A 25,670-nucleotide genomic window follows, 5' to 3' on the forward strand; every position below is an offset into this window, starting at 1 on the left:
AAAAGTGACCAGGCCATGATGGTACACCGCCGTGGCGTCAGGACCAATTTTTCCACATCTGCCGTGAATGTCTGTATGCCCTTTGTGCCGCCGTCCGTCGGTAATTCGGCGCGCGATGCGAGTATCATGGGCGGATGTCTTATAATTTTCGGGGTGCAGTTATCCTGAAAATGAAAAATCCACGTGCAGTGAGGGAAGGAGTAGTCATGAAACAAACCGTTTATACCGCCAGCCCGGAAAGCCAACAAATCCACGTCTGGAGTCTTGAAGCGGACGGCAAACTGACGCTGGTGCAGGTGGTTGATGCCCCGGGGCAGGTCCAGCCGATGGTGGTCAGCCCCAATAAGGAGTATCTGTACGTTGGCGTTCGTCCGGAGTTTCGCGTGTTAGCTTATCGCATCACGCCGGATAACGGGGCGTTGACCTTCGCAGGGGAAGCGGCGCTGCCGGGCAGCCCGACCCACATCTCTACCGATCATCATGGTCGCTTTGTCTTCAGCGCCTCTTACAATCAGGGCTGCGTCAGCGTGACCCCGCTGCAGGATGGTCTGCCGGGCGAAACCATCACCGTGGTGGACGGGCTGGAAGGCTGCCACTCGGCTAATATCTCCCCGGACAATCGTACCCTGTGGGTGCCGGCGCTGAAGCAGGATCGCATCTGTCTGTTTACCCTCAGCGAGGATGGTTTCCTCTCCGCCCAGGAGCCAGCGGAAGTCACCACCGTCGAAGGGGCGGGTCCGCGCCACATGGTGTTCCATCCGAACCAGCAGTATGGTTACTGCGTCAATGAGCTAAACAGCTCAATTGACGTCTGGGAGCTGAAAGACCCGAATGGCAATATCGAATGTGTACAAACGCTGGATATGATGCCGTCTGATTTCACCGGCGTGCGCTGGGCGGCGGATATTCATATCACTCCGGACGGTCGTCACCTGTACGCCTGCGATCGTACCGCCAGCATCATCACGGTGTTCAGCGTGTCGGAAGATGGCAGCGTGCTGGCGGTGGAGGGCTATCAGCCGACCGAAACCCAGCCGCGCGGCTTTAATCTCGATCACAGCGGTAAGTATCTGATTGCCGCCGGGCAGAAGTCGCACCATATCGCGGTGTACGAAATTACCGGCGAGCAGGGGCTGCTGCAGGAGAAAGGTCGCTATGCGGTCGGGCAGGGGCCGATGTGGGTGGTAGTCAACGCCCACTGATCCGTCAGGCGTAAATGAAAAAACCTCGCGTCAGCGAGGTTTTTTTTAACAGAGCGGACAGGCTCTGTCGGAAAGGGGTTGCCCTGGCGGGCCTGAAGCGTGACGGCCTTAGATATCGTCCATGGTGTAGCCGACGACAATCTCCAGCGTTTTACGGATCACGTCTGCGGTCACCACGTCATCGGTGCTTTCCAGCGCCTGAATCAGCCATAAAATAATGGCCTTATTGTTCAGGTGACCTTCTGACTGGAGAATACTGTTGATGGCCAGCGACATCACGGCGGACTCATCAACCAGCTTATCACCGGCGTTACGGAAATAGTCGGAGAGCGCGGTGTCCTGCAGTCCTGCGTAAATATCGGGTTGCTGATGCATAGTCTGTCTCATCACATTCTCACTCTGTGTTATTCACCACGGTTAGGATACTCAGTGGATCTTTTTACCTTCCGGCGCCATGGCGCTTTGCGCCGGCGATCCTCGGGTTTCCCAACGGCCATTGATTTTCTTTACCTGCAAAGGCGCTTGCTTCCGCTGACGGGCAAGCTTTGCGCAAATTTCTTCAATCACGGCAGCGATAACCTTTCTTCGCTGTCGGTCTGACTCTGTCGCCTGCATCAACCGAAGTCGAACCAGCAGGGTCGGGGTGGTAATAGGGCGATTCGTTTTCAGAAGCGCGAGTACCGCCTCGCCGATGATCTCATCGGTGATTTCCTCAGTTTCACTGCTATTCATAACCGTCTCACTGCATGCCACTCTCTCCCTGAATCTGCGAACGGACATTCAGGTCAGCAGCAGGTTTATGGAAGCGATCGCCCCTCATCTGCTACTGCGGCGCAACAGGCGACGATCGATGACGTTATTCCTGATCGGCAAACAGCAGACCAATTAAGGTCTGATAGTGACTCTCTTCCTCGGGGGCACGGGCCCGGTCGAGTCGGCTCAACAGTTTAGTGCACAGCGCCTTGCGGTTGAGATGACGCCCTTCGTTGAGAATATCCATCACAATCTGACCCAGCGTTTCCTGCTGGGAAGGTAACGATGCTTTGTTGAAATACTGGGCAATTGCGTTCGCTGTATCTGGAATGTAACCATTCTGCTGCATATCTGCTCCTTACATTTCACTCATCTGTTAACTGCCATTAAACTTATACAATAATTGTTAACCTGTACACACAAAGTTGAACAATAATGATTCAGGCATGGTTAAATCATTGATTTTTAATAATTTATTTTTATGTGTTTTGTGCGATTCTGGCTTGTAAAGGTAGGATTTAACGGTGCACGTTGTACAAGAAAAGAAAAATGAAAAAGCCTTGCACAAAAAAGGGATTTTTAGTGTATCTTTTTTGTTAAGACAAAACGTAGTTTTACAAGACGATTAGCCTGATAACTGCTACTGTGAATGCTTACCCTCCCATCTGGAATCACTATGCTAACCACCATCATTTATCGCAGCCATATTTGCGACAATGTCTCATTCAAATCGATCGAGGCCATGGTTGCCAGGGCAAACGAAAGAAATGGGCAGGCGGACGTCACCGGTATTTTACTTTTTAACGGGACGCATTTTTTTCAACTCATTGAGGGGCCTGAAGAAAAGGTTCAGGATATTTATCAGCATATTTGCCGCGATCCCCGCCATTATAACCTGGTAGAGCTTCTGTGCGATTATGCGCCGTCCCGCCGTTTCGGTAAGGTCGGTATGGAACTGTTTGATTTACGGGAACATGATCGCGAGGAGGTGCTGCAGACGGTGATGGACCGCGGGACCACAAAATATCAGCTCACCTATGACGACCGGGCACTGCAATTTTTCCGCACCTTTGTCGAATCAACGGAAAAAGCGAACTATTTTGAGATTCCTTCCGCTGACAGCTGGGTATTTATCCCCGATCAGAATACTTTCTATCCTGATACGCCGATAATTGATAATAAGGAAAGCTGGTCCTTTGCCTTCCAGCCGATTGTCGACCCTTTCGCCTGCGAAATTATTTCGTGGGAAGCGCTGTTACGCACACCGGACGGCCAGTCGCCTGGCGCCTATTTTGCCGGGCTTTCCGGGGACGATATTTATCTCGCCGATCTGCACAGTAAACGCGTCGCGCTGTCGCTGGCCGGGCAATTAGGCTTACGTAATAAGGCGTTAAGTATTAATTTACTGCCGATGACGCTGGTTAAAGCGCCGAACGCGGTGGGTTTCCTGCTCGATCAAATTCAGCGTAATGATCTTATTCCTGAACAGATTATTGTCGAGTTTACCGAACGGGAAGTGATTTCGCGGATGGATGATTTTACCGATGCGGTGCGAAAGCTAAAAGGGGCGGGTATCAATCTTGCCATCGATCACTTCGGCGCCGGGTTTGCCGGGCTGTCGCTGCTGGCGCAATACCAGCCCGACAGAATTAAAATCGACCATGAGCTGATCCGCAATATCCACCAGGATGGACCGCGGCAGTCAATTGTACAGGCGATTATCAAATGCTGTTTTTCGCTGGAGATTGCGGTTTCTGCCGTCGGCGTTGAGCGTGCTGAAGAGTGGATGTGGCTGGAATCAGCCGGTATTTCGCAGTTTCAGGGGAATTTGTTCGCCAGCGCGCGCCTGGGGGGCTTACCCGCCGTCGCCTGGCCGGAAAAAAAATAATCCACCGCGAAATCAGCCAACTATTTTTTCATCTTTTTCCCAAGCGCTGTGAGCCACAACCTGTTATCTTTATCTGTACAAGAAAATAGAGTTGTACAGGATGCCTGAATTCGTTAGTTTAGGTATTAAAGTATCAGGTTGATGTGAGGCTGCTATGGCGTTTTACAGTATCGGTGAAGTCGCCGAACGTTGCGGAATCAATCCGGTCACACTGCGCGCCTGGCAGCGTCGTTACGGTCTACTGAAACCGCAGCGTAGCGAAGGCGGGCATCGGCAATTTGATGAAGAAGATATCCTGCGCATTGAAGAGATCAAGCGCTGGATCGAGCGCGGCGTATCCGTCGGGAAAGTCAAAGCGCTGCTGGAGGGTAACCTGCTGGCGGCGCGCGACGAATCCGCGCATCTTCAGGAAGAGATGATGTCCATTCTGCGTTATATGCAGCCCGCCAGAATCCGTGCCAAATTACTGGCGCTAAGCCATCAACACCCCGTCGACACGCTCATCGACAGCCTGTTAGTGCCGGTACGTCAGCGTCTGAAGCTCGATCAGAATACCTCTCTGGTGATTAGTAGTTTGCTGGATGGTCTGCTGATTGACTGCGTGGCGCTGTTTCTCGCCGAAGCGCGTAAAAAGAACGGCAGGGAGACGCTGCTGGTGGGCTGGAGCAATGAGGACAGGACGCGTCTGTGGCTGGAGGCATGGCGTCTTTCCCAGCGCGGCTGGCACGTCAACGTCCTCGCCGAACCGCTGGAGTCGCCGCGGCCCGAGCTGTTCCCCGGGCAGCATATCTTCGTCTGGACCGGACGCGCCGCCACCCCTCTCCAGGAAGAGCTGCTCAGCCACTGGCAGGAGCAGGGCTTCAGCATCCATTTTCACGGTAATAATTAATCGCCCCGATCCGCAAAGCAGACCGGGGCTAACGCGCCGGGTTACAGGTGGATCTGGCTCCAGGATTTAAAGGTTTCGCTGCGGCTGATATTAAAAAAATCGGTCCTACCGCTACAGCCGAGCTTTTTAATCAGATTCAGCCGGATCTGATAAATGGTTTTAATATGCAGATTCAGCGACCGGCCAATGCTGGCGACCGCTTCGCCATTGCTGATAAGTTGAATAACTTTCTTTTCCCGCTCGGTAAACTGCACCGAGGCGCCCGGCGCCGGGTGGGTTTTATAGTAGCGGGTTGGCTGGTGCAGAAATATCTTTAACTCTTCCGGCGTTGAATTGGCCGGTAAGCGCAGCATAGGCAGTTCACTAAGAAAATTAAGATCGTTGCCTTCGGTTAACAAAATAAATAACGTATCCCGACGATTATAGTTATGCTGCAGTACCGCGAAATAATTGTCGCTGGTAAAGAAAACATGTTTTTTGCGAAAGTAAGATGCCGGCAGACTATTCAGGATCAGCGACATCCCATAGAGAAGAAAACGATTATCAAACCACAGATCGTAATGTTCAGTACGATAGCAGGTATTATGGTGTGACATTTTATTTGCCTCAGTTAGCCGATAGAGACCCAGGCGTGCCGGCGCCGCAGGCTTAAGTCTGCTGCCAGCTCCGCGAGTTTAATTAATGATGAGGTTTGCTGTACAGCATATCCAGCGCCTGCAAATAGAGGTCGGAGAGTATTTCATTACTTTCCGTTTGCAGGCGATGCTGAATTTCCGTAATCATCCGCTCATTATTTATCGTTCTGTGCTGCTTAATGAGCGTATTTTCAATATTCTTCATCAGGGCCGAATTGAAGACAAACTCTGCTGGAATGGTATTTTTAATATGCATAGCTCGAACTCTCCCACGTATAACGCAAACTGACAATAAAAGTCGCTACGTACCATCGGTACGCGCCAAGTCACGAACAGGAAATGCAAAACCAGGAACCACCGCCTGACTTGCCGCGCCACCGTTAAACATCCCCGCTTCGTTGCGCAACAAGCAGTCAACACTCCAAACTATAGACGGTGATCCCATTATGTACAACTTTTTTCAGAACTATATGTACAACAGAACGGCTGATTTTTAGTTTGTATTTTTAGTTATTGATTTTAAATGGTTTAATTGCTTGCATAACTTGTACATAAAAGCCGGTTTGTGCAGGATCCACCTGTAAAACTAGCGGGAAGAGGCTGACGACAGGCGTGAGCTCAATGGGAAGGTATTGTGCTGGCTGGCGTGTTGGATGAAATCGCGCCGACGCAGGAAGGGGTACACAGCAACTCTGTCGTCGACAGGTGGCTTTCTTCCGCGTCGGACGCTGATCATAGCGGATATCAGGTGAGGTTTTGTCTGTTTTTTGCACAATCAGGTAAAGAGCAACACATCGGCCATTTCGTTAACGCTTCGGTCGGTTTGTTGGCGGATAAGGCGTGTGCTACGCTTTTTACTAGCGATGCGATGGTTCGGCATCGTTATCTTTCCCCCATTTCCCTGTCGGGTCTTTTACCCCTGTCACGACCGGTAAATACGGCAAAGGCAGTCTGTCTATGGACAGGCGTAGAGGTGTGAGGAGGGGAAATGCGCGGTAAAAGCGTGATGCTCCTGGCCGGGTTAGCGACTCTCGCGCAGGCGAAAGAGATTAACCTCTATTCGGTGAATACCGGTTCCTATGTTTACCATCTGACCAATAATCACGGTCAATATACTGAGAATTTCGAGAACCACTTTTTCTCGGTGGAGCGGAAATTCTCTGACGACTCGAAATACAGCCTGCTGATTGGCACCATGAATAACAGTTTCGACGATCGCTGTCTGGCGCTGGGGGTGAGAAGAGACTGGTACCACAACGGCAGCGGGTGGACCTTCAAAGGCGTTTACGGCTATACCGGCGAATTCTTCTTCGACGCCTTCGAGCATTGCGGCGATCATGGCTCCTATAAAGATTTTAAGGACGCCACCGGGATCGGCTTTTCACCCTATATCTACCATGCTATCCAGTACAACTTTACCGACTATTTCGCCCTTGAGAGCGGCATTATTATTCCCAGCGTGTTTGTGATCAGCATCCAGTGGAGCTTCCGCTAAGTTACCGCGTCGTTTGTTACAGGGTTATCACCTTCCTGAGCAGCGTACTGGAGAGCGCGGCGAGGGAAATGAGCACCGACAGGACAAACGTTAGGGCAATCACTCCCAGCTTGGTGGCTAACGAGTGAATAGGGATCAGCATCACCAGCAGGTGAAAAACGGAGTAGTGCAAAATATAGACCCCGGTCATCGCTTTGCTAACCGTCGCCAGCACGGCCTCCTTCAGCTTGCGGTTCTTTTTAAACTGTACGGCGTTAGCGGCGATCACCAGCAGGACGATCAGAATATAAATCTGCGACCCCGTGAGAATGAACGCATTGCGATCGGCTTTAAACAACGCGAAGAAAAAGTGGCGTTCATAAAACCAGGTAAATAAATAGACAAAGGGCAGGGCGATAATGGCGGCTTTAATCACCCGCGGGTCGCGTATCCACTCCGTGACCCGCGGATCGTTAAACAACTGCCCGGTTAAATAAAAAAGTAGCCACGTCCACAGACGATACTGCGGCGCCAGGCTGAAAAGATGTCTTTCCGGGTAGAGCACCGAGAGCAGGTCGTAACCATAAGAGCAGCACAGTAGCGTCAGGACCACGGAGAAAAACAGACCGCGCCGCTGGCTGAGCCAGGCAATCAGGGGATGGAAGGTATAGATGACAATCAGGGCGAAAATAAACCAGGGCTGGATCAGGTAGCCGCGCTGGTAAGGCTCCCAGACATAATAGACCGTCACCCAAAACAGAAAGACGATCACCACGCTTTTAATTTTACCAATTTGCCAGTTGGCGTCGTGTCGCGTTTGCGCATCAAGATAGCCGGCCACCACAAAAAACAGCGGCGTGGCGATGGTCGAGACAAAGGTCAGCAGCCCGAGGATCCAGTGATAGTCATAATCAAAGCGATCCCAGGTGTTATAGATGGTGAAAAAAGTCACCGCTGTCATACAGCCGAGTGTCTTAATAATGCTCAGACCGGTACTGTTCATCGTTGAGGCGTCATATCCTTATGGTGAAAGCAGGCGTAAATCACCGGCAGAACCAGCAACGTTAGCACGGTGGCGAAGGCCAGACCGAACATAATCACCACTGCCATACTCTGGAAAAAAACATCGCGCAGCAGCGGGGCAAGGCCAAGCACGGTGGTGAAGGCGGTCAGCAGGATCGGCCGCAGACGAGATGTTGCCGCATCAATGATCGCTTGTCGTTGATCTTTCTCCTGTTTTTGTTGCTCTATCTCTTCCACCAGCACAATGCCGTTGCGGATCAGCATGCCGCTGAGGCTGAGAAGGCCGATTAAGGCCATAAAGCCGAAGGGGATGCCGGTCAGCAAAAAGCCGGGCGTGACGCCGATCAGCGCCAGCGGGACGGTCAGCCAGATGGCGACAGCGTTTTTCAGCGAACTGAACATCAGCACCGTAATGATAAACATCACCAGATAGCCAAGCGGCAGGGTCGTGAACAGCCCTTGCTGTGCTTCACTGGAGTTCTCGGCATCGCCGCCCCATTCGATGCGATAGCCATGCGGCAGCGTCAATGCGTCAATGCGCGGTTTCACCCGGGCGAGAATATCACCCGAGGTTTGGCCGCTTTGCGGGCTGGGATCGGTCTGGACCGTCAGCACCCGGGTGCGATCCCGGCGGAGAATTAAGGGATCTTCCCACTCCAGGGAGAAGCCATGGATGACGTTACTCAACGGGATATACTGCTGGCGGCTCTGGCTCCAGACCAGCACGTTATGCAAATGGTTGGCATCCTGTCGCTCCGCTGCCGGCGGCCGGACGATCACCGGCAGCAGATCGGCGCCCTCGCGATATAACCCGGCGCGACTGCCGGAGAAATTCATCTCCAGCGCGTTATCAATGTCCTGTTTATCCACCCCCAGCTCGCGCCCCAGCGCTAGGGAGTACTGCGGGCGGATCACCTTGCTGCGGTTCTGCCAGTCGTTACGCACGCTGTCGGTCGCCGGATCCTCAGCGAGAATATCGCTCACCTGACTGGCCAGCGCGCGCAGTGTATCCGGGTCAGGGCCCTTAATGCGCACTTCAATCGCGCTATCCCCGGAGGGGCCGAACATAATGCGTTTGGTGCTGGCGTTCACCTGCGGGTAGTTTCTGGCGATCCAGGTTTCGACGTGGCGGGTGACGGGGGCGATGCCGCGCTGGTCGTCCATCCGCACCATAATCTGCGCGTAGTTGCTGTACTGCCGCTGACCGCTGTAGGTAAGAATAAAACGCATACTGCCCTGGCCAATGGTGGCGACGGGGGTGACCACCCCCGGCTGGCCGGCGATCGACCGCTCAATATCGCGGGTCATCTGCTCGGTGGCGTTAATATCGGTACCGTAGGGCAGCCACAGGTCGACAAAGAAAATGGGCGTATTCGATGACGGAAAGAAATTCTGCCGCACGAAGGTGAAGCCCCAGATCGCCGCGGCCAGCAGGGCGCCCATCAGCACCAGGGTCAGGGTCTTTTGCTGCAGCAGTATTCGCAGCGTCTGCTGATAGCCACGGTAAAAGCGGCCGCGGTAGGGATCGGCTTTTTCCGCCGGCGCGGCGGCCGGCGGGGCGTGTTTAAACAACCACCACTTAATGAGCACCGGAGTGATGGTCAGGGCGGAGAACCAGCTGAGCATCAGGGAGATCAGCAGCACCTGGAACAGGGATTTGCAATACTCTCCGGTGGAGTCCTGCGAGAGGCCAATCGGCGCGAAGGCGAGGATGGCGATGACCGTGGCGCCGAGCAGCGGCAGGGCGGAGCGGCGGATCACATAGTTAATGGCGCCCAGCAGCGGCGATCCTTGCTGGCGGGCGATAAGCACCCCTTCGACAATGACAATGGCATTATCCACCAGCATACTCAGGGCGATGATCAGCGCCCCGAGGGAGATCCGCTGTAACTCGATCCCCCAGACAAACATGATAAGCAGGGTGCCGAGGACGTTGAGCGCCAGCGACAGGGCGATAATGATCCCGCTGCGTACTCCCATGAACACCAGCAGCACGCCGACCACGATCGCCAGGGCCATCAGGAAGTTGGTAATAAAGCCATTGACCGAGTGGGCGACCTCAGCCGCCTGATCGTAAAAAATGGCGATATCGATACCCGCCGGTTTGTCGGCGGCCATCTGCTGGAGGCGGGCTTCAAGGGCGTGCCCGACGTCAATGACGTTGACGCCAGGAATAAAAGAGACCCCCATGGTCACCGCCTGGCGGCCGTTGGCATGATAAATACTGGACGGCGAGTCAGTCAGCCCGCGCGACAGCGTGGCAATATCCCGCAGTCGAGTGGTGGCGCTGGCGCCGTGAGGGCTGACCAGCAGATCCCCCAGTTCATCGATGCTTTGAAACTCCCCGGTGGGGTGTAGGCGGATCGATTCGCTGCCAACGCGGATCTCTCCGGCACTGGACACCACGTTGAGCCGGGTCAGGATAGCGGCGAGCTGGTTGAGCGTGATCCCGCGCGCCGCCATTTTCGCCAGCGAGATATCAACATTGATCTGTTGCGGAATGACGCCGCCGATAGCGACTTTACCGACCCCAGGAACCAGCACCAGCTCCCGACGCAGCTGTTCGGCATAGCGCACCAGCTCGGGGTTGGTAAAACTGTCGCCCGAGATAGCGAAGAAAAAACCAAACACATCGCCAAAGTCATCGTTGACGAAGGGGGTCACTACGCCAGGGGGGAAAAGTCGGCTGGCGTCACCGACGCGGCGACGTAGCTCATCCCAGATTTGCGGCAGCTCGCTGGAATGGTACTGCGAAGCGATATTCACCGTAATTTGCGATAAGCCATTTGAGGAGATGGAGCTGACGTTATCCAGTGAGGGAAGCTGCTGAATCGCGTTTTCCAGCGGCAGGGTCACCTCCTCCTCCACCTGTTGAGCGGACGCGCCCGGGTAGTGGGTCACGATCACCGCCGTTTTGATGGTGAAGGCAGGATCTTCCAGACGGCCGATATTGAGCAGGGCGAACAGACCACCCACCCCCAGCAGCAGAATGGCTAACCAGACGCGGGTCGGGTTATTAATAAACTGACGGGAAATGTCCATTTATAATCCTCGTTCACGCGTCCAGATCCGCACCGGCTGCCCGGCATGCAGCTCGCTCACGCCCGCCGCGACCACCTCTTCACCCGCGCGGAGACCGTCGGTGATGGCCACTCCCTGCGAGGTCACCTCGCCGACCGTGACCTTGCGCTCCTCAAGAAACCGATGCGCGTTGTCGCCTTTTACCACCCAGACGACCGGTTCATTCTTCGGCCGGTTATCCGGGTTAAACACCGCCTCTACCGGCACCATGAGCGTTTCCCTTCCGGCGCTGGCCGGTAAATTGCCGAGATTGACCGTCACGGTGCCGCTGACCCCGCCGACGGTGGGAAAATCATCCGACCGCGGCATGGTTAAAATGATCTGCCAGGTAAGGGTGCTGTTGTCGCTGCTGCCGGTATGCTCTTTGTATTCCGCCGTAAATTCTCGGCCCGGCAGGGTATTGATCCTGACGACGGGGCGGTAGGCGGTATTGCGGATATCCAGGGAGGTGAACAGATTTTCGGGAATGCTGAAGACCACATCCAGCAGGTCGGTACGCGTCAGGGTGATCACCGGCTGGCCGGCGGCGACCACCTGATGGTTGCGGATATGCACGCCGGCGGCAATCCCGCCGAAGGGCGCGGTGAGGCTCATTTGCGCCAGCTCTTCACGGGCGATTTTTAAGGCCGCGTTGGCGGCATCGCGATTGGCGCGCTGCACGTCCATCTCCGCCTGGGAAATCGCCTGACGTCCCGCCAGGGTCTGGAAGCGATCAAACTGACGCTGGGCGAGCGTAGCCGCCGTTTGTCGTTCATTGACCCGCTGTTGGGCCTCGCGGGCATTCAGGCGCGCCAGCGTTTGCCCCTGGGCGATGGTCGCCCCCTGGCGAATATCCAGCGATTCCACCTGGCCCCCCCGCTTAAACGACAGCTCGGTGGAGTCGCCAGACTCGATACGTGCCGGAAATGTTCGCTGCTGGGTATTGCCCACGGCGGTCACCTGCGCCACCTTGACCATGCGCGGGGCGGACTCGACGGACGGCGATTTCTGATCGCAAGCGGTTGTAAATAAAATAACAACCGGGATGAGAGAAAAATAACGGTTCACAGTATTCCCTCAGATTCAGGATTTATTTTACATTTTTATTACGCGGCGCACGCTTATTCGGCGAGGGCGGCGACAACCAGATAGGTGAATAGTCCCACCAGCGTGCAGGCGACAATGGCCAGCGCGACAAATAATCCCAGACGTAACAGGCTATAACCAAACATGATTTTCTCCCTTTACTCCCACCCGAACCGCGAATGTCATTTAATTCGGCCCCCACGGTGACCACCGGACATTCGGAGCGGCACTCCTGCTTGTAATCAGCATAGTCGGAGAAAAGGTGAAGTGTTAAAAAAGAGCATACCGCGAGCGGCAGCGGCACTGTTGGGGAAAACGCAGGAGATCTGCAAGGAATATATGGTTTTTATAATATTTTTCAGTCTATTAATCCGTCATTTTCTAATGTTAATTTTCCTGTGCTACGTTTAATAACATCTATTCCGCTCGCCGCTTCTGTTGTTGAGATTTCGTTCCTCCCCAAGTATGGGGTTATTCATCACTACGCATTGTATTGGTAATAAAAGGATTATCTCATGTATAAAAATATCGTTGTTCCCGTTGACGTGTTTGATGCAGGCCTGGCCGACAAAGCCCTTTCTCATGCGAAATTCCTCGCCCAGCATTCTTCCGGGCAAATTCATCTTGTCCATGTCATTCCGGCATTCTCTCCGGTGTTAACGCGCGGATTTATCTCTGATGCCCGAAAGATGGAAGACCATTTGATTAATACCGCTAAGGAAAAACTGACTGAGCTGGTCAAAAAAAATGGCCTTGCGGAAGACGCCAGCCATCTTTATGTGCGCAGTGGCAATGTTCGCGATCAAGTGATTGCTCTGGCCGATGAGCTACAAGCGGACGTGGTGATTGTCGGTTCGCGCAATCCGGGGATTCAGACTCACCTGCTGGGCTCGGAAGCGGCCAATATCGTGCGCTATGCCCATGTACCGGTTTTCGTTGTGCGCTGATGACGGCGGGATGTCGTCCTGACTTCCGCTTCAGAAATCGAGGGAGAGAGTATGAATACAGATAAACCGGGGGCGCCCTATTATCAGCGCTCCGTCGAGGAGACGCTCGCCAGCGTACAGAGTTCGCCGGACGGGATTAGCGGAACAGAGGCGGCCACGCGCCTGCAGCAGTATGGCGAAAACGCCCTGCCGCAGAAGCCGGGTAAACCCGCCTGGCTGCGTTTTATTGTGCATTTTAACGATGTGCTGATCTACGTCCTGCTGGCGGCGGCGCTGCTGAAGGCGGTAATGGGCCACTGGATCGACATGTCAGTGATCCTCGCGGTGGCGGTGGTCAATGCGCTGATCGGCTTCATTCAGGAGAGTAATGCGGAAAAATCGCTGCAGAGTATTCGCAATATGCTGTCCAGCGAGGCGGTGGTGATCCGACAGGGCAACCATGAAACCATCCCCACCACCTCGCTGGTACCCGGCGATATCGTGGTGATCCGCGCCGGCGACCGTATCCCCGCCGATTTACGGGTGATTGAGGCGCACAACCTGCGGGTGGAAGAGGCGATCCTCACCGGCGAGTCGACGGTGGTGGAAAAAACCACCGAGCCGCTAAGCGGCGATTTACCGCTCGGCGATCGCAGCAACCTGTTGTTTTCCGGGACCACCGTCAGCTCAGGGGCGGGGAAAGGGATCGTGGTGGCCACCGGCGGCGATACCGAGCTGGGCCACATCAACCAAATGATGGCGGGCATTGAGAAGCACCGCACGCCGCTGCTGGTGCAGATGGACAAGCTGGGCAAAGCCATCTTCATCCTGATTCTGGTGATGATGGCGGCGCTGTTCGTCTTTAGCCTGCTGTTCCGTGATATGCCGGTCTCCGAACTGATGCTGTCGTTGATTAGCCTCGCGGTGGCCTCGGTCCCAGAAGGGTTGCCGGCGATTATCTCGATTATTCTGTCGCTCGGCGTGCAGGCGATGGCCCGCCAGAAAGCGATTATCCGCAAGCTGCCGACGGTAGAAACCCTCGGCGCGATGACCGTTATCTGTTCGGATAAAACCGGGACCCTGACCATGAACGAAATGACGGTGAAGGCGGTGATCACCGCGGACAGCGTCTATCGGGTGGAAGGGGACAGCTATGAGCCGGTCGGTAAAATCCATGCTATCGACGACCCGTCGCCGGTTGCGGTGGCGCCAGGATCGCTTCTTGAGCGCTATCTGCGCACCATCGATCTGTGTAACGACAGCCAGCTTATCAAAGAGGAAAGCGGGCTGTGGAAAATCACCGGCGGCCCCACCGAGGGGGCATTGAAGGTGCTGGCGGCGAAGATAACCCTGCCGCCGCAGCCCAGCGAGTTGCGCAGTAAAATTCCTTTTGATTCGCAATATAAATACATGTCGACGCTTTACCGGCTGGGCGAAGAGGAGGTGGTGCTGGTCACCGGCGCGCCGGATGTTCTGTTCCGCCTGTGCCAGTATCAGCAGAGCGACAGCGGGTTGCAGCCGCTGGATCTCCCGTACTGGGAAAGCAAAATTGAAGAGTACGCCCGGGAGGGGCTGCGAATGGTGGCCGCGGCCTGGAAGCCGGCTGCCCCAGGCCAGACCGAGCTGACCCATCAGGATCTACAGCAGGGGGTCATTTTATTAGGGGTTGCCGGGATGATGGATCCGCCGCGTCCGGAAGCGATCACGGCGATTGCCGACTGCCTGCAGGCCGGGATCCGCGTGAAGATGATCACCGGCGACCACCCGCAAACGGCGATGAGCATCGGCAAAATGCTGGGGATTGGCAATGCGGGGAACGCCATTACCGGGCGCGAGCTGGAGATGATGGACGACGCGCAGCTGAGCGTGGCCGCGCAGCAGTACGATATCTTCGCCCGCACCAGCCCGGAAGATAAGTTCCGTCTGGTGCAGGCTCTGCAGAGCAAGAAAGAGATTGTCGGCATGACCGGAGACGGGGTGAACGATGCCCCGGCGCTGAAGCAGGCTGACGTCGGCGTGGCGATGGGGATCAAGGGGACCGAGGTGACCAAGGAAGCCGCCGATATGGTGCTGACCGATGACAACTTCGCCACCATCGCCAGCGCGGTCCGCGAGGGGCGCCGGGTGTATGACAACCTGAAAAAAACTATTCTTTTTGTCATGCCGACCAACCTTGCGCAGGGGTTACTGATCGTGATCGCGCTGCTGGCGGGCAACGTACTGCCGCTGACGCCGGTGCTGATCCTGTGGATGAACATGGCCACCTCCGCCACGCTGTCGTTTGGTCTGGCGTTTGAAGCCGGTGAGAAAAATATTATGCGACGGCCGCCGCGCGACCCGAAACTGCACGTGATGGACGGCTTTGCCATCTGGCGCGTGGCGTTTGTGGGGTCGATGATTGCGGTCAGCGCTTTTATTCTCGAAGCCTGGCTGCAGCCGCGCGGCTATTCGCCGGAGTTTATCCGTACCGTGCTGTTGCAGACTCTGGTCACCGCCCAGTGGTTCTATATGCTGAACTGCCGCGTGTCGGATGGTTTCTCGTTGACCAAAGGTCTGCTGGCTAACAAAGGGATCTGGATCGTCAGCGGCGTGCTGCTGGTGCTGCAGCTGCTGATTATCTATGCGCCGTTTATGCAGATGCTGTTCGGCACCACCGGGCTGCCGTTCCGCTACTGGGTGATCACCTTTATCATCGGCTTCGCCATGTTCCTGATTGTGGAGCTGGAAAAACCGCTGACCCGCAAATGGCGAACCGCCTGACGGCGTGACGTGCAGTACGCAAAAGAGAAGAGGGGGCATCGCCCCCTCTCTGGCTGACGACAAACCTGTTTCGTCATTGTGCTCGCATTTCTGCCGGGTGGCGGCATTCGCCTTACCCGGCCTACGAAAGACTTCAATATCAAACCGTTATGCAGTTAGCTGTAGGCCCGCGCAAGCGCAGCGCCGCCGGGCAATTCCTGAAGATTGCACGTTGTCAGCAGTCTGAGAGAGGGCATCGCCCTCTCTTTTATTATGGTTCACGCTTGTTGCGCGTTACTGTTTCGGCTCGGCGACCACGCTGCTTCCCACGCCGCGGTTGTTATATTCCCACATACGGTTGAAGCCGTTGTCGTTGAGGTTGCGCTGCAGATTGCCTTTGTCATCCGCGCTGCCGGTGTTGCCGCTGAACGGACGGCCGGAGCCTACCGCCGCCGCCCACGGCTGGGCGATGTTAAAGCCTTCATTGATGGCGCTGTCGCGGATCACGACCTGGCCGTTGCTGTTGCCGTCAACGTCCAGCGCGCGGCCGAGCTGCGCGACGTTATCCCCGGAGGCGGTGAAGCGGCTGTTGGTCGCCAGGAAGCCGTAGGTCACGCTCTTCAGGGTGGCCGGCGCGAAGACGTAGGCTTCTTTCTGAGTACGCGAATTCACCACGCGGAAGTCGGTGTTATCAAACACCACGGCGCCGCGGCCAGAAACGATATCCACGTCGCCTTCAATATAGCTGTTCGTCACCAGGGTGCGGGTCTGACGGTTGTCCTGCAGACGGTTCTGCACGCCGCTGTTGGTCACGAAGAAGGTGTTCTGGCGACCAAGAATGTTCACTTTATCGATCTGCACCTGGTCACCATCGCTGCGCAGGGCAACGGCCTGGTGGGTGCCGGCATCGACGCTGTCGCCCAGGTTGTTGGCGATGGTCAGGTTCTGCAGCTGCAGGCCGTTATTCTGCGACCAGAAGACCGCGGAGCACATCACGCCGACGGTGGCGGTGGATTTGCTCTGGCAGCTGTCGAACATATACCACGCTGGTTTGCCCGGCATGTATTTGCCACCCGGATTGACCAGACGACGCCAGGTGTTGCGATCCATTTCGGAATCAATGGCTTCGCTGATCTTCACGTCGATCGGTTTATCGCCGGTACCATACAGGGTCAGGGCGCCCGGCGCCGCCGGAACGTAGACGGTGCCCGGGTATTCGCCCGGCATGATGGCGATAAACAGACGACGGTTAGAGTGGCGGGCAATCGCCGCATCCACCGCCGCCTGGACGGTGGTATGCGTCACGCCCTGGGTTCCCGCCGGGCCGACGATAAAGTCAGGCTGCGCCGGCAGGCTGATGGCGGACGGCGTCCAGGCCGCGGCATTGGGGGTCAGCGACTGGAAATAGGCCGCCGGGGTAAAGTTTTTCGCTTCATCGGCGTTCAGAATGGGACGCGCGGTGGTGCCCGGTGCAGTCTGCGTTGAGGGCTGTTGATCGGCAGGCGTCGAGCTACAGGCGGACAGCGTCACGCCGAAGGCCAGCGCCAGCGCCAGACGGGAAACGGAATATGTGTTCATGTTGCTCCGGGCAAAATTAAGCGTAGTGAAATACCCCGGCTGAGACGCCAGGGTATAAGTCCTTTAAAACCTGCTGTTTTATACTAACTTGAACGAAACGGGAAGACGTGGGCTGAAAAACTTACCTTCTTTACGCAATACGCCGCGTCGCCGGACGGTCTCCAGTCACAAATAAATAACATTTACTCGCGCTTTTGTTGACATTCCCGGCGTTATGAAAATAAATGTCTATACAACCCATGACAAGTTGAACGCTATGACTGAAGCCACCTCCGAACGCGTTATCTGGCGAAACGCCCGTCTCGCTACCCTGAACCCTGATGCTTCACAACCGTACGGTCTGCTGGAGCGCCACGCGCTGCTGGTTCGCGACGGTCGCATTGCGGCGATCGTCCCCGAAGATGACCTCCCCAGCGGGCGCAGGATCGATCTCGAAGGCCGGCTGGTCACGCCGGGATTAATCGACTGCCATACCCACCTGATCTTCGGCGGCAGCCGGGCGCAGGAGTGGGAGCAGCGGCTGAACGGCGTCTCCTATCAGACCATCAGCGCCAGCGGCGGGGGGATTAATGCCACCGTGCGCGCCACCCGCGACAGCAGCGAAGCTGAATTACTGGCGCTGGCGCAGCCGCGTCTGGCCCGCCTTCTGCGTGAAGGGGTGACCACCCTGGAGATCAAATCCGGCTACGGTCTCGATCTGCAAAACGAACGCAAAATGCTGCGGGTCGCCCGCCAGCTGGCGCGTGATAACGCGGTGGAACTCTCGGCGACGCTGCTCTCCGCCCACGCCACGCCGCCGGAATATCAAGGCGACGCCGACGGCTATATTACGCTGGTCTGCGACACTATCCTGCCGACGCTGTGGCGGGAGGGACTGTTTGAAAGCGTTGACGTCTTCTGCGAAAACGTCGGCTTCAGCCCGCAGCAAACCGAGCGGGTGTTTCAGGCGGCGCAGGCGTTGGGCATTCCGGTTAAAGGTCACGTTGAACAGCTCTCCTCGCTGGGCGGCGCCCAGCTGGTGAGTCGTTATCACGGACTGTCCGCCGACCATATTGAATATCTGACGGAAGAGGGGGTGGCGGCGATGCGCGAAAGCGGCACCGTGGCGGCCCTGCTGCCCGGCGCGTTTTACTTCCTCAATGAAACCCGCAAACCGCCGGTGGAACTGCTGCGCAAGTACCAGGTGCCGATGGCGGTGGCGACCGATTTCAACCCCGGCACCAGCCCCTTCGCCAGCCTGCATCTGGCGATGAATATGGCCTGCGTCAAGTTTGGTTTAACGCCGGAAGAGGCGTGGGCCGGCGTGACGCGCCATGCCGCGCGGGCGCTGGGGCGGCAGAACAGCCACGGTCAGCTGGCGGCGGGCTTTGTGGCGAACTTTGCCATCTGGGATGCCGAGCATCCGGTCGAGATGGTGTATGAGCCGGGGCGCAGTCCGCTCTGGGGACGCGTGGTACAAGGAGAATGGCAATGATGCTGTGGCAAGCTACGCCCGCCAACCTTTGGCAGGGGCGCGATGATAGTGCGGAAGCGCCGAATGCGCTGCGCCTGTTTCAGACCATCCCCCGCGCGGAACGCTTCGCGCCGCAGGCGCTGCCCGGCGATATCGCGCTGCTTGGCTTCGCCTGTGACGAAGGCGTCCGGCGCAACAAAGGGCGTACCGGAGCGGCTGACGGCCCGGCGACCCTACGCCGGGCGCTGGCCAATATGGCCAGCCATCAGGGCCACGACCGCTGCGTGGATATGGGCACGATTAGCGTCGATGGCGAACAGCTGGAAGCCGCGCATCAGGCGCTGCGCGAGGCGGTGACCGCCTGCCAGCGCGCCGGGAAACGCACGCTGGTTCTGGGCGGCGGCCACGAGACCGCCTTCGGTCATGGCGCGGGGGTACTGGATGCCTTCCCGGGCGAAAAAGTGGGCATTATTAATCTCGATGCGCATCTTGATCTGCGCGTTGCCGAGCGCGCCAGCTCCGGGACGCCGTTCCGCCAGCTGGCGCTGGAGTGTGACGCGCAGCAGCGCGCTTTTCACTATACCTGCATCGGAGTCAGTCGGGCGGCCAACACCCAGGCGCTCTGGGAGGAAGCGGCGCGGCGCGAGGTGGCTATCGTGGAGGATCTCCAGGTGCTGGAGGCCTTCGAAACCCGGGTGCTGGCGGAGCTTGAGCGCAACATCGCGCAGTACGATCGTCTGTATCTGACCATCGATCTCGACGTGCTCCCGGCGCGGGAAATGCCGGCGGTGTCGGCCCCGGCGGCGCTGGGCGTGCCGCTGGCGACCCTGCTGCGCATCGTTGAGCCGCTGTGCCGCAGCGGTAAGCTGCAGGCGGTGGATCTGGTGGAGTTCAACCCGCAGTTTGACATTGACGGTCAGGGCGCCCGCGCGGCCGCCCGTCTGGCATGGCAAATCGTCCATTGGTGGCAGTAGCCATTCCGGTATATTCTGGGTGTTTCGCCGCCCATTTTGCAAAAGGAAAGCCAGGCTATGTTTTCACAGCAACCCCGTTCCGCGCCCGCGCCTTTTTATGAGAAGGTGAAGCAGGCTATCGGTGAAAAAATTCACAGCGGCGTCTGGCGACCGCATGACCGTATCCCTTCCGAAGCGGAGCTGGTGGCCCAGTTCGGCTTCAGCCGGATGACCATCAACCGCGCGCTGCGCGAGCTAACGGATGAAGGCCTGCTGGTCAGGTTGCAAGGGGTGGGGACCTTTGTCGCCGAGCCGAAAGGGCAGTCGGCGCTGTTTGAGGTGCGCAGCATTGCCGAAGAAATTATTGCCCGTCACCATCAGCACCGCTGCGAGGTGCTGCTGCTGGAGGAGACCCGGGCGGATCATATTCAGGCGGCGGCGCTCAGCGTAGCGGAAGGCACCCGCATCTTTCACTCGCTGATGGTGCATTACGAAAACGAGGTGCCGGTGCAAATCGAAGATCGCTGCGTCAATGCCGCGGTGGTGCCGGACTATCTCCAGCAGGATTATACCGCCACCACGCCCCATGATTATCTGTCGCTGATCGCCCCGTTAACAGAAGGTGAACATATTGTTGAAGCGGTGCAGGCCACGGCGGAAGAGTGCGCGCTGCTGCATATTCACGCCCACGATCCCTGCCTGATGATCCGCCGCCGCACCTGGTCGACAACCCACATCGTCTCCCACGCGCGCCTGCTGTTCCCCGGTAGCCGCTATCGTTTGCAGGGCCGCTTTGGCTCCTGATCCACGCTGGCGTCAGCAAAACGTGATTGCTGACGCAATATAACAAAATTGTATCATTTCTGTTAAATCCTGGCTTGCGCATGCTTGTATAGACAAGTATATGTATCTACGTAAACAACGTTCATTGTCAGGAGAAACCCCGATGTCGCAAAGCAAATATCGCCAGCTGGACGTCCGTGCGCCAAGAGGCACGACGCTGACCGCGAAGAGCTGGTTGACCGAAGCCCCGCTGCGTATGTTAATGAATAACCTCGATCCCGATGTCGCCGAAAACCCGCACGAACTGGTGGTCTATGGCGGTATTGGTCGCGCAACGCGCAACTGGGAATGCTATGACGCTATCGTGAAGGCGCTGAAGAACCTGGAAAGCGACGAGACCCTGCTGGTCCAGTCTGGCAAGCCAGTGGGCGTTTTCAAAACCCATGAACACTCGCCGCGCGTGCTGATCGCTAACTCCAACCTGGTTCCGCACTGGGCGACCTGGGAACACTTTAACGAGCTGGATGCCAAAGGGCTGGCGATGTACGGCCAGATGACCGCCGGCAGCTGGATCTACATTGGCAGCCAGGGCATCGTCCAGGGCACCTACGAAACCTTCGTCGAAGCCGGTCGCCAGCACTATCAGGGCAGCCTGAAAGGCCGCTGGGTGCTAACCGCCGGGCTGGGCGGCATGGGCGGCGCGCAGCCGCTGGCCGCGACGCTGGCCGGCGCCTGCTCGCTGAATATTGAATGCCAGCAGAGCCGCATCGATTTCCGTCTGCGCACCCGCTACGTGGACGAACAGGCCACTTCTCTGGATGACGCCCTGGCGCGTATCAAGAAATACACCGCCGAAGGCCGGGCTATCTCCATCGCGCTGTGCGGCAACGCCGCGGAGATCGTGCCGGAGCTGGTGAAACGCGGCGTGCGCCCGGATATGGTCACCGACCAGACCAGCGCCCACGACCCGCTGCACGGCTATCTGCCGAAAGGCTGGAGCTGGGAAGCGTATCAGCAGAAAGCTGAATCCGATCCGCAGGGCACCATTCTGGCGGCGAAACGCTCGATGGCCGACCACGTGCAGGCGATGCTGGCCTTCCATGAGATGGGGGTGCCGACTTTCGACTACGGTAACAACATTCGCCAGATGGCTCAGGAAGTGGGCGTCAGCAACGCCTTCGATTTCCCGGGCTTCGTGCCGGCCTATATCCGCCCGCTGTTCTGCCGCGGTATCGGTCCGTTCCGCTGGGTGGCGCTCTCCGGCGATCCGCAGGATATCTACAAGACTGACGCGAAAGTGAAAGAGATCATCAAGGATGATAAGCATCTGCACCATTGGCTGGATATGGCGCGCGAGCGCATCAGCTTCCAGGGACTGCCGGCGCGTATCTGCTGGGTCGGTCTGGAATGGCGGCAGAAGCTGGGCCTGGCGTTTAACGAAATGGTGCGCAGCGGCGAAGTCTCCGCGCCGATCGTGATTGGCCGCGATCATCTTGACTCCGGCTCCGTCGCCAGCCCGAACCGCGAAACCGAAGCGATGCGCGACGGCTCTGACGCGGTCTCTGACTGGCCGCTGCTGAATGCGCTGCTCAACACCGCCAGCGGTGCGACCTGGGTGTCGCTGCACCACGGCGGCGGGGTAGGCATGGGCTTCTCGCAACACTCCGGGATGGTTATCGTCTGCGATGGCACCGATGAAGCGGCAGCGCGTATCGCCCGCGTCCTGCACAACGACCCGGCCACCGGCGTGATGCGTCATGCCGACGCGGGGTACGAGATTGCCATTGAATGCGCGGCAGAACAGGGTCTGAATCTTCCGATGGTGGCGGCAACGCAGGGGAACGCGAAATGAAATCTTTAACTCTGATCCCGGGTCAACTCAGCCTGTCGCAGCTCCGCGACATCTACAGCCACCCGGTGAATATTGCCCTCGACAGCGGCGCGTTTGCCGCCATTGACGAGAGCGTGGCCTGCGTCAACGCTATCCTTGCCGAAGGGAGGACCGCCTACGGTATCAACACCGGTTTTGGCCTGCTGGCGCAGACCCGTATCTCGACGGAAGATCTGGAGAACCTGCAGCGTTCGCTGGTGCTGTCCCATGCGGCGGGCGTAGGCGAGCCGCTGGACGATGACCTGGCGCGCCTGATTATGGTGCTGAAGATTAACAGTCTGTCCCGCGGATTCTCCGGGATCCGCCTGAGCGTGATCCAGGCGCTGATTGGCCTGGTGAATGCCGGCGTGACGCCGTGGATCCCGGCGAAAGGCTCCGTCGGCGCCTCCGGCGACCTCGCGCCGCTGGCCCATATGTCGCTGACCCTGCTTGGCGAAGGTAAAGCGCGGGTACGCGGCGGCGACTGGCTGCCGGCCACCGAAGCGCTGCGTCAGGCGGGGCTGGAGCCGATTACCCTGGCGGCGAAAGAGGGGCTGGCGCTGCTCAACGGCACCCAGGCGTCGACCGCTTTTGCCCTGCGCGGTCTGTTCGAAGCCGAAGATTTGTTCGCCTCCGCGGTCGTCTGCGGGGCGTTAACCACCGAAGCGGCGCTGGGCTCCCGTCGTCCGTTTGATGCGCGCATCCATGAAGTGCGCGGCCAGCGCGGGCAGATTGATGCGGCGGCGCTGTATCGCCATCTGCTGACCGACGACAGCGCGATCTCGCTGTCGCACCATAACTGCAGCAAGGTGCAGGACCCGTACTCCCTGCGCTGTCAGCCGCAGGTGATGGGCGCCTGCCTGACCCAGATCCGCCAGGCGGCTGAGGTGCTGCTGGCCGAAGCCAACGCGGTATCCGATAACCCGCTGGTCTTCGCCGCCGAGAATGACGTGATCTCCGGCGGTAACTTCCACGCCGAGCCGGTGGCGATGGCGGCGGATAATATCGCGCTGGCGATTGCCGAAATCGGCTCGCTCTCCGAGCGTCGCATCGCGTTGATGATGGACAGCCATATGTCGCAGCTGCCGCCGTTCCTCGTCAAAAACGGCGGGGTGAACTCCGGGTTTATGATTGCCCAGGTCACGGCGGCGGCGCTGGCCAGTGAAAACAAAGCGCTGTCGCACCCGCACAGCGTCGACAGCCTGCCGACCTCCGCCAACCAGGAAGATCACGTCTCGATGGCGCCGGCGGCCGGTCGCCGCCTGTGGGCGATGGCCGAGAACACCCGCGGCGTACTGGCCGTCGAGTGGCTGGCGGCGGCGCAGGGGCTGGATATGCGCGAAGGGCTGACCACCAGCCCGCTGCTGGAAGAGGCGCGCCATCTGCTGCGCGAACGCGTCCCTCACTATACGCAGGATCGCTACTTCGCCCCGGATATCGATAATGCCATTGCGCTTCTGGCGGCCCGTCACCTGACGCGTCTGCTGCCTGCCGTACTGCCAGGCCTGCACTAATCACCGTTGTTCTCTGTACCCGCGTCGGGGGAAATCATTCCCCCGACCGCCCTACATCGCATATTTGTCGTCAAATAAAAAAACCAGGACACCTGTATATGCAACAACAACACAAGCCACATCTGCTGCGCGGGCTCAATGCCCGACACATTCGATTTATTGCGCTCGGCTCCGCGATCGGCACCGGGCTGTTCTATGGCTCGGCTTCCGCCATCAAGGCGGCGGGCCCGGCGGTGCTGCTGGCCTATTTGATTGGCGGCGCGGCGGTGTTTATCGTCATGCGCGCGCTGGGCGAGATGGCGGTGCGCAACCCGGTTTCCGGCTCCTTCGGCAGCTATGCCCGCCAGTATCTCGGCCCGCTGGCCGGGTTTATTACCGGCTGGACCTACACTTTTGAAATGGTAATCGTCGCCCTGGCCGACGTGACCGCCTTCGGCATCTATATGGGATTGTGGTATCCCGATGTCCCGCGCTGGATCTGGATCCTCAGCATCATCTTCTTTATCGGCGCCATGAACCTGTGCAACGTGCGGGTGTTCGGCGAGATGGAGTTCTGGCTGTCGCTGGTGAAGGTGGTGGCGATTATCGCCATGATGCTGGCGGGGGCGGGGATCATCTTCTTTGGCTTCGGCCATAGCTTCCCGGCCACCGGGCTGGAAAATCTCTGGAGCCACGGCGGCTTTGCCCCTAACGGCTGGCAGGGCGTTATCGCTTCGCTTGGCATCGTGATGTTCGCCTTCGGCGGGGTGGAGATTATCGGCGTCACCGCCGCGGAAGCGAAGGATCCGAAGAAGGTCATCCCGCAGGCCATCAATACCATTCCGCTGCGCATTATCCTGTTTTACGTCTGCACCCTGGCGGTGCTGATGGCGATTTTCCCGTGGAACAGCTTTGGCGAGCAGGGGAGTCCGTTTGTGCTGATTTTCGACGGTCTGGGGATCCCGGCGGCGGCGACAATCCTTAACATCATCGTGATCAGCGCCAGCATCTCGGCGATTAACAGCGATATCTTCGGCGCCGGACGCATGATGTATGGCATGTCGAAGGAGGGGCTGGCGCCGAAAAGCTTCCAGCGCATCGCCAGCAACGGCGTACCCTGGATGACGGTGGTGGTCATGGGCGGCGCGCTGCTGGCGGCGGTGGTGCTGAACTATCTGATCCCCGAGCAGGTCTTTGTGCTGATTGCTTCGCTGGCGGCATTCGCCACGGTGTGGGTATGGCTGATGATCCTGCTGTCCCATTTCGCCATGCGCCGTAGTTTGTCTGCCGAAGAGCGCAGCCAGATTGCCTTCCCCGTTCCGTTCTGGCCGGTGGCACCGCTGTTAACGCTGCTGTTTATGGGGCTGGTCATCGCTGTGCTGGGGATGTTTGCCGAGACGCGGATGGCGCTGATCGCCGGCCTGGTCTGGCTCGGGCTGCTGACGGTGGTGTGGTACGCGCGGGTGCGTAAAACTGCGCTGCAGGTTGTCACTGAGCAGTAAATTAGATCTCCCCGGCGGCGCTGCGCTTGCCGGGGCGACGAGGTGTAGGCCTGGGAGAGGACCCTGTAGGCCGGGTAAGGCGCAGCCGCCACCCGGCACAAAATCGGCTCTGTGCCTGCTGTCATCGCCCGGTGGCGCTGCGCTTACCGGGCCTACGAGGTGTGAGCCAGTGAGAGGACCCCGTAGGCCGGGTAAGGCGCAGCCGCCACCCGGCATAAAAACGGCTCTGTGCCTGCTGTCATCGCCCGGTGGCGCTGCGCTTACCGGGCCTACGAGGTATGAGCCTGTGAGAGGACCCTGTAGGCCGGGTAAGGCGCAGCCGCCACCCGGCGGAATAACGGTACAAGCGTCAATTTCCCTGTG

21 protein-coding genes are annotated in these 25,670 nt (G+C 57.9%); 12 read left to right on the forward strand and 9 right to left on the reverse strand.

Annotated features, from left to right (window positions below; genetic code table 11):
* The first annotated feature begins 206 nt into the window (after positions 1 to 206).
* A complete protein-coding gene (gene pgl / locus QLG03_RS25190) occupies positions 207 to 1,202 on the forward strand; it encodes a 6-phosphogluconolactonase (RefSeq protein WP_023288892.1) in 996 nt (331 codons plus the stop codon).
* A gap of 108 nt (positions 1,203 to 1,310) precedes the next feature.
* On the opposite strand, the gene QLG03_RS25195 is transcribed toward pgl, so the two are convergent.
* From QLG03_RS25195 to ycgZ, 3 genes are all read right to left on the reverse strand, one after another.
* Positions 1,311 to 1,577, reverse strand: coding sequence for a biofilm development regulator YmgB/AriR family protein (locus tag QLG03_RS25195; protein ID WP_004886050.1), 267 nt, complete (start codon positions 1,575 to 1,577; stop codon positions 1,311 to 1,313).
* 51 nt (positions 1,578 to 1,628) lie between these two features.
* Complete coding sequence (locus QLG03_RS25200; RefSeq protein WP_023288893.1) at positions 1,629 to 1,934, reverse strand: hypothetical protein; 306 nt, start codon at positions 1,932 to 1,934, stop codon at positions 1,629 to 1,631.
* Between the two features lie 124 nt (positions 1,935 to 2,058).
* Positions 2,059 to 2,304: a regulatory protein YcgZ gene (gene ycgZ, locus QLG03_RS25205; RefSeq protein ID WP_023288894.1), complete on the reverse strand. Its 246-nt coding sequence runs from the start codon at positions 2,302 to 2,304 to the stop codon at positions 2,059 to 2,061.
* A 327-nt stretch (positions 2,305 to 2,631) separates the two neighbouring features.
* On the opposite strand from ycgZ, the gene QLG03_RS25210 reads away from it, so the two are divergent.
* Positions 2,632 to 3,843, forward strand: coding sequence for a diguanylate phosphodiesterase (locus tag QLG03_RS25210; RefSeq protein WP_048334451.1), 1,212 nt, complete (start codon positions 2,632 to 2,634; stop codon positions 3,841 to 3,843).
* Between the two features lie 154 nt (positions 3,844 to 3,997).
* Positions 3,998 to 4,732 carry a MerR family transcriptional regulator gene (locus QLG03_RS25215; RefSeq protein WP_282473678.1) on the forward strand — a complete coding sequence of 245 codons (735 nt, stop codon included), beginning with the start codon at positions 3,998 to 4,000 and terminating at the stop codon, positions 4,730 to 4,732.
* Positions 4,733 to 4,773: 41 nt separating this feature from the next.
* Here the strand turns inward: QLG03_RS25215 and QLG03_RS25220 are convergent, their stop codons facing one another.
* Complete coding sequence (locus QLG03_RS25220) at positions 4,774 to 5,328, reverse strand: helix-turn-helix transcriptional regulator (protein WP_017899620.1); 555 nt, start codon at positions 5,326 to 5,328, stop codon at positions 4,774 to 4,776.
* Between the two features lie 82 nt (positions 5,329 to 5,410).
* On the reverse strand, positions 5,411 to 5,623 hold the full coding sequence (locus QLG03_RS25225) for a biofilm development regulator YmgB/AriR family protein (protein WP_023288897.1): 213 nt from the start codon (positions 5,621 to 5,623) through the stop codon (positions 5,411 to 5,413).
* Positions 5,624 to 6,355: 732 nt separating this feature from the next.
* Between QLG03_RS25225 and QLG03_RS25230 the strand changes: the two genes are divergently transcribed.
* Positions 6,356 to 6,862 carry a hypothetical protein gene (locus QLG03_RS25230; protein ID WP_032455181.1) on the forward strand — a complete coding sequence of 169 codons (507 nt, stop codon included), beginning with the start codon at positions 6,356 to 6,358 and terminating at the stop codon, positions 6,860 to 6,862.
* A 16-nt stretch (positions 6,863 to 6,878) separates the two neighbouring features.
* Here the strand turns inward: QLG03_RS25230 and QLG03_RS25235 are convergent, their stop codons facing one another.
* From QLG03_RS25235 to QLG03_RS25245, 3 genes are read right to left on the reverse strand one after another with little or no spacing between them, the layout of a single operon-like run.
* Positions 6,879 to 7,802: an acyltransferase family protein gene (locus QLG03_RS25235; RefSeq protein WP_255988516.1), complete on the reverse strand. Its 924-nt coding sequence runs from the start codon at positions 7,800 to 7,802 to the stop codon at positions 6,879 to 6,881.
* Positions 7,803 to 7,840: 38 nt separating this feature from the next.
* Positions 7,841 to 10,906 (reverse strand): efflux RND transporter permease subunit, encoded by a 3,066-nt coding sequence (locus tag QLG03_RS25240; protein ID WP_255988208.1) that lies wholly within the window; start codon positions 10,904 to 10,906, stop codon positions 7,841 to 7,843.
* Entirely contained in the window at positions 10,907 to 11,992 is a 1,086-nt protein-coding gene (locus QLG03_RS25245; protein WP_255988206.1) for an efflux RND transporter periplasmic adaptor subunit, read from the reverse strand.
* A 533-nt stretch (positions 11,993 to 12,525) separates the two neighbouring features.
* On the opposite strand from QLG03_RS25245, the gene QLG03_RS25250 reads away from it, so the two are divergent.
* Both QLG03_RS25250 and QLG03_RS25255 read left to right on the forward strand, forming a co-directional pair.
* Positions 12,526 to 12,957: a universal stress protein gene (locus QLG03_RS25250; protein WP_023288902.1), complete on the forward strand. Its 432-nt coding sequence runs from the start codon at positions 12,526 to 12,528 to the stop codon at positions 12,955 to 12,957.
* A gap of 51 nt (positions 12,958 to 13,008) precedes the next feature.
* Positions 13,009 to 15,696 carry a cation-transporting P-type ATPase gene (locus tag QLG03_RS25255; RefSeq protein WP_255988204.1) on the forward strand — a complete coding sequence of 896 codons (2,688 nt, stop codon included), beginning with the start codon at positions 13,009 to 13,011 and terminating at the stop codon, positions 15,694 to 15,696.
* A 273-nt stretch (positions 15,697 to 15,969) separates the two neighbouring features.
* On the opposite strand, the gene QLG03_RS25260 is transcribed toward QLG03_RS25255, so the two are convergent.
* Positions 15,970 to 17,253, reverse strand: a complete 1,284-nt coding sequence (locus tag QLG03_RS25260) for a putative acyl-CoA thioester hydrolase (protein WP_048334461.1) — start codon at positions 17,251 to 17,253, stop codon at positions 15,970 to 15,972.
* 214 nt (positions 17,254 to 17,467) lie between these two features.
* Here QLG03_RS25260 and hutI point away from each other — a divergent pair, with 214 nt between their 5' ends.
* From hutI to QLG03_RS25290, 6 genes are all read left to right on the forward strand, one after another.
* The gene (hutI, locus tag QLG03_RS25265; RefSeq protein ID WP_074423100.1) at positions 17,468 to 18,727 is read left to right on the forward strand and encodes an imidazolonepropionase; all 1,260 of its coding nucleotides are present in this window, start codon (positions 17,468 to 17,470) and stop codon (positions 18,725 to 18,727) included.
* Positions 18,724 to 19,680: a formimidoylglutamase gene (hutG, locus tag QLG03_RS25270; protein WP_048334463.1), complete on the forward strand. Its 957-nt coding sequence runs from the start codon at positions 18,724 to 18,726 to the stop codon at positions 19,678 to 19,680. Before hutI ends, hutG begins: the two co-directional genes overlap by 4 nt.
* Before the next feature lie 57 nt (positions 19,681 to 19,737).
* Positions 19,738 to 20,463, forward strand: coding sequence for a histidine utilization repressor (locus tag QLG03_RS25275; RefSeq protein WP_255988199.1), 726 nt, complete (start codon positions 19,738 to 19,740; stop codon positions 20,461 to 20,463).
* A 142-nt stretch (positions 20,464 to 20,605) separates the two neighbouring features.
* On the forward strand, positions 20,606 to 22,294 hold the full coding sequence (hutU, locus tag QLG03_RS25280) for a urocanate hydratase (protein WP_255988197.1): 1,689 nt from the start codon (positions 20,606 to 20,608) through the stop codon (positions 22,292 to 22,294).
* Complete coding sequence (gene hutH / locus QLG03_RS25285) at positions 22,291 to 23,826, forward strand: histidine ammonia-lyase (protein ID WP_032455192.1); 1,536 nt, start codon at positions 22,291 to 22,293, stop codon at positions 23,824 to 23,826. The genes hutU and hutH overlap by 4 nt, the downstream gene beginning before the upstream one ends.
* A gap of 98 nt (positions 23,827 to 23,924) precedes the next feature.
* Positions 23,925 to 25,307 carry an amino acid permease gene (locus tag QLG03_RS25290; RefSeq protein ID WP_023288910.1) on the forward strand — a complete coding sequence of 461 codons (1,383 nt, stop codon included), beginning with the start codon at positions 23,925 to 23,927 and terminating at the stop codon, positions 25,305 to 25,307.
* Positions 25,308 to 25,670: the final 363 nt, after the last annotated feature.

This window comes from Klebsiella sp. V115_8 (genome assembly GCF_029967715.1).
In the GTDB taxonomy this organism is placed as follows: domain Bacteria; phylum Pseudomonadota; class Gammaproteobacteria; order Enterobacterales; family Enterobacteriaceae; genus Klebsiella; species Klebsiella quasipneumoniae.

Bases quoted from the DNA above. Each gene is read 5' to 3' on its own strand.
- QLG03_RS25230 (WP_032455181.1), top strand. From the start codon at position 6,356: ATGCGCGGTAAAAGCGTGATGCTCCTGGCCGGGTTAGCGACTCTCGCG.
- QLG03_RS25210 (WP_048334451.1), top strand. From the start codon at position 2,632: ATGCTAACCACCATCATTTATCGCAGCCATATTTGCGACAATGTCTCA.
- pgl (WP_023288892.1), top strand. From the start codon at position 207: ATGAAACAAACCGTTTATACCGCCAGCCCGGAAAGCCAACAAATCCAC.
- QLG03_RS25220 (WP_017899620.1), bottom strand. From the start codon at position 5,328: ATGTCACACCATAATACCTGCTATCGTACTGAACATTACGATCTGTGG.
- QLG03_RS25215 (WP_282473678.1), top strand. From the start codon at position 3,998: ATGGCGTTTTACAGTATCGGTGAAGTCGCCGAACGTTGCGGAATCAAT.
- QLG03_RS25255 (WP_255988204.1), top strand. From the start codon at position 13,009: ATGAATACAGATAAACCGGGGGCGCCCTATTATCAGCGCTCCGTCGAG.
- QLG03_RS25250 (WP_023288902.1), top strand. From the start codon at position 12,526: ATGTATAAAAATATCGTTGTTCCCGTTGACGTGTTTGATGCAGGCCTG.
- QLG03_RS25240 (WP_255988208.1), bottom strand. From the start codon at position 10,906: ATGGACATTTCCCGTCAGTTTATTAATAACCCGACCCGCGTCTGGTTA.
- ycgZ (WP_023288894.1), bottom strand. From the start codon at position 2,304: ATGCAGCAGAATGGTTACATTCCAGATACAGCGAACGCAATTGCCCAG.
- hutI (WP_074423100.1), top strand. From the start codon at position 17,468: ATGAAAATAAATGTCTATACAACCCATGACAAGTTGAACGCTATGACT.
- QLG03_RS25275 (WP_255988199.1), top strand. From the start codon at position 19,738: ATGTTTTCACAGCAACCCCGTTCCGCGCCCGCGCCTTTTTATGAGAAG.
- hutU (WP_255988197.1), top strand. From the start codon at position 20,606: ATGTCGCAAAGCAAATATCGCCAGCTGGACGTCCGTGCGCCAAGAGGC.
- hutG (WP_048334463.1), top strand. From the start codon at position 18,724: ATGATGCTGTGGCAAGCTACGCCCGCCAACCTTTGGCAGGGGCGCGAT.
- QLG03_RS25225 (WP_023288897.1), bottom strand. From the start codon at position 5,623: ATGCATATTAAAAATACCATTCCAGCAGAGTTTGTCTTCAATTCGGCC.
- QLG03_RS25235 (WP_255988516.1), bottom strand. From the start codon at position 7,802: ATGACAGCGGTGACTTTTTTCACCATCTATAACACCTGGGATCGCTTT.
- QLG03_RS25260 (WP_048334461.1), bottom strand. From the start codon at position 17,253: ATGAACACATATTCCGTTTCCCGTCTGGCGCTGGCGCTGGCCTTCGGC.
- QLG03_RS25195 (WP_004886050.1), bottom strand. From the start codon at position 1,577: ATGCATCAGCAACCCGATATTTACGCAGGACTGCAGGACACCGCGCTC.
- hutH (WP_032455192.1), top strand. From the start codon at position 22,291: ATGAAATCTTTAACTCTGATCCCGGGTCAACTCAGCCTGTCGCAGCTC.
- QLG03_RS25200 (WP_023288893.1), bottom strand. From the start codon at position 1,934: ATGAATAGCAGTGAAACTGAGGAAATCACCGATGAGATCATCGGCGAG.
- QLG03_RS25290 (WP_023288910.1), top strand. From the start codon at position 23,925: ATGCAACAACAACACAAGCCACATCTGCTGCGCGGGCTCAATGCCCGA.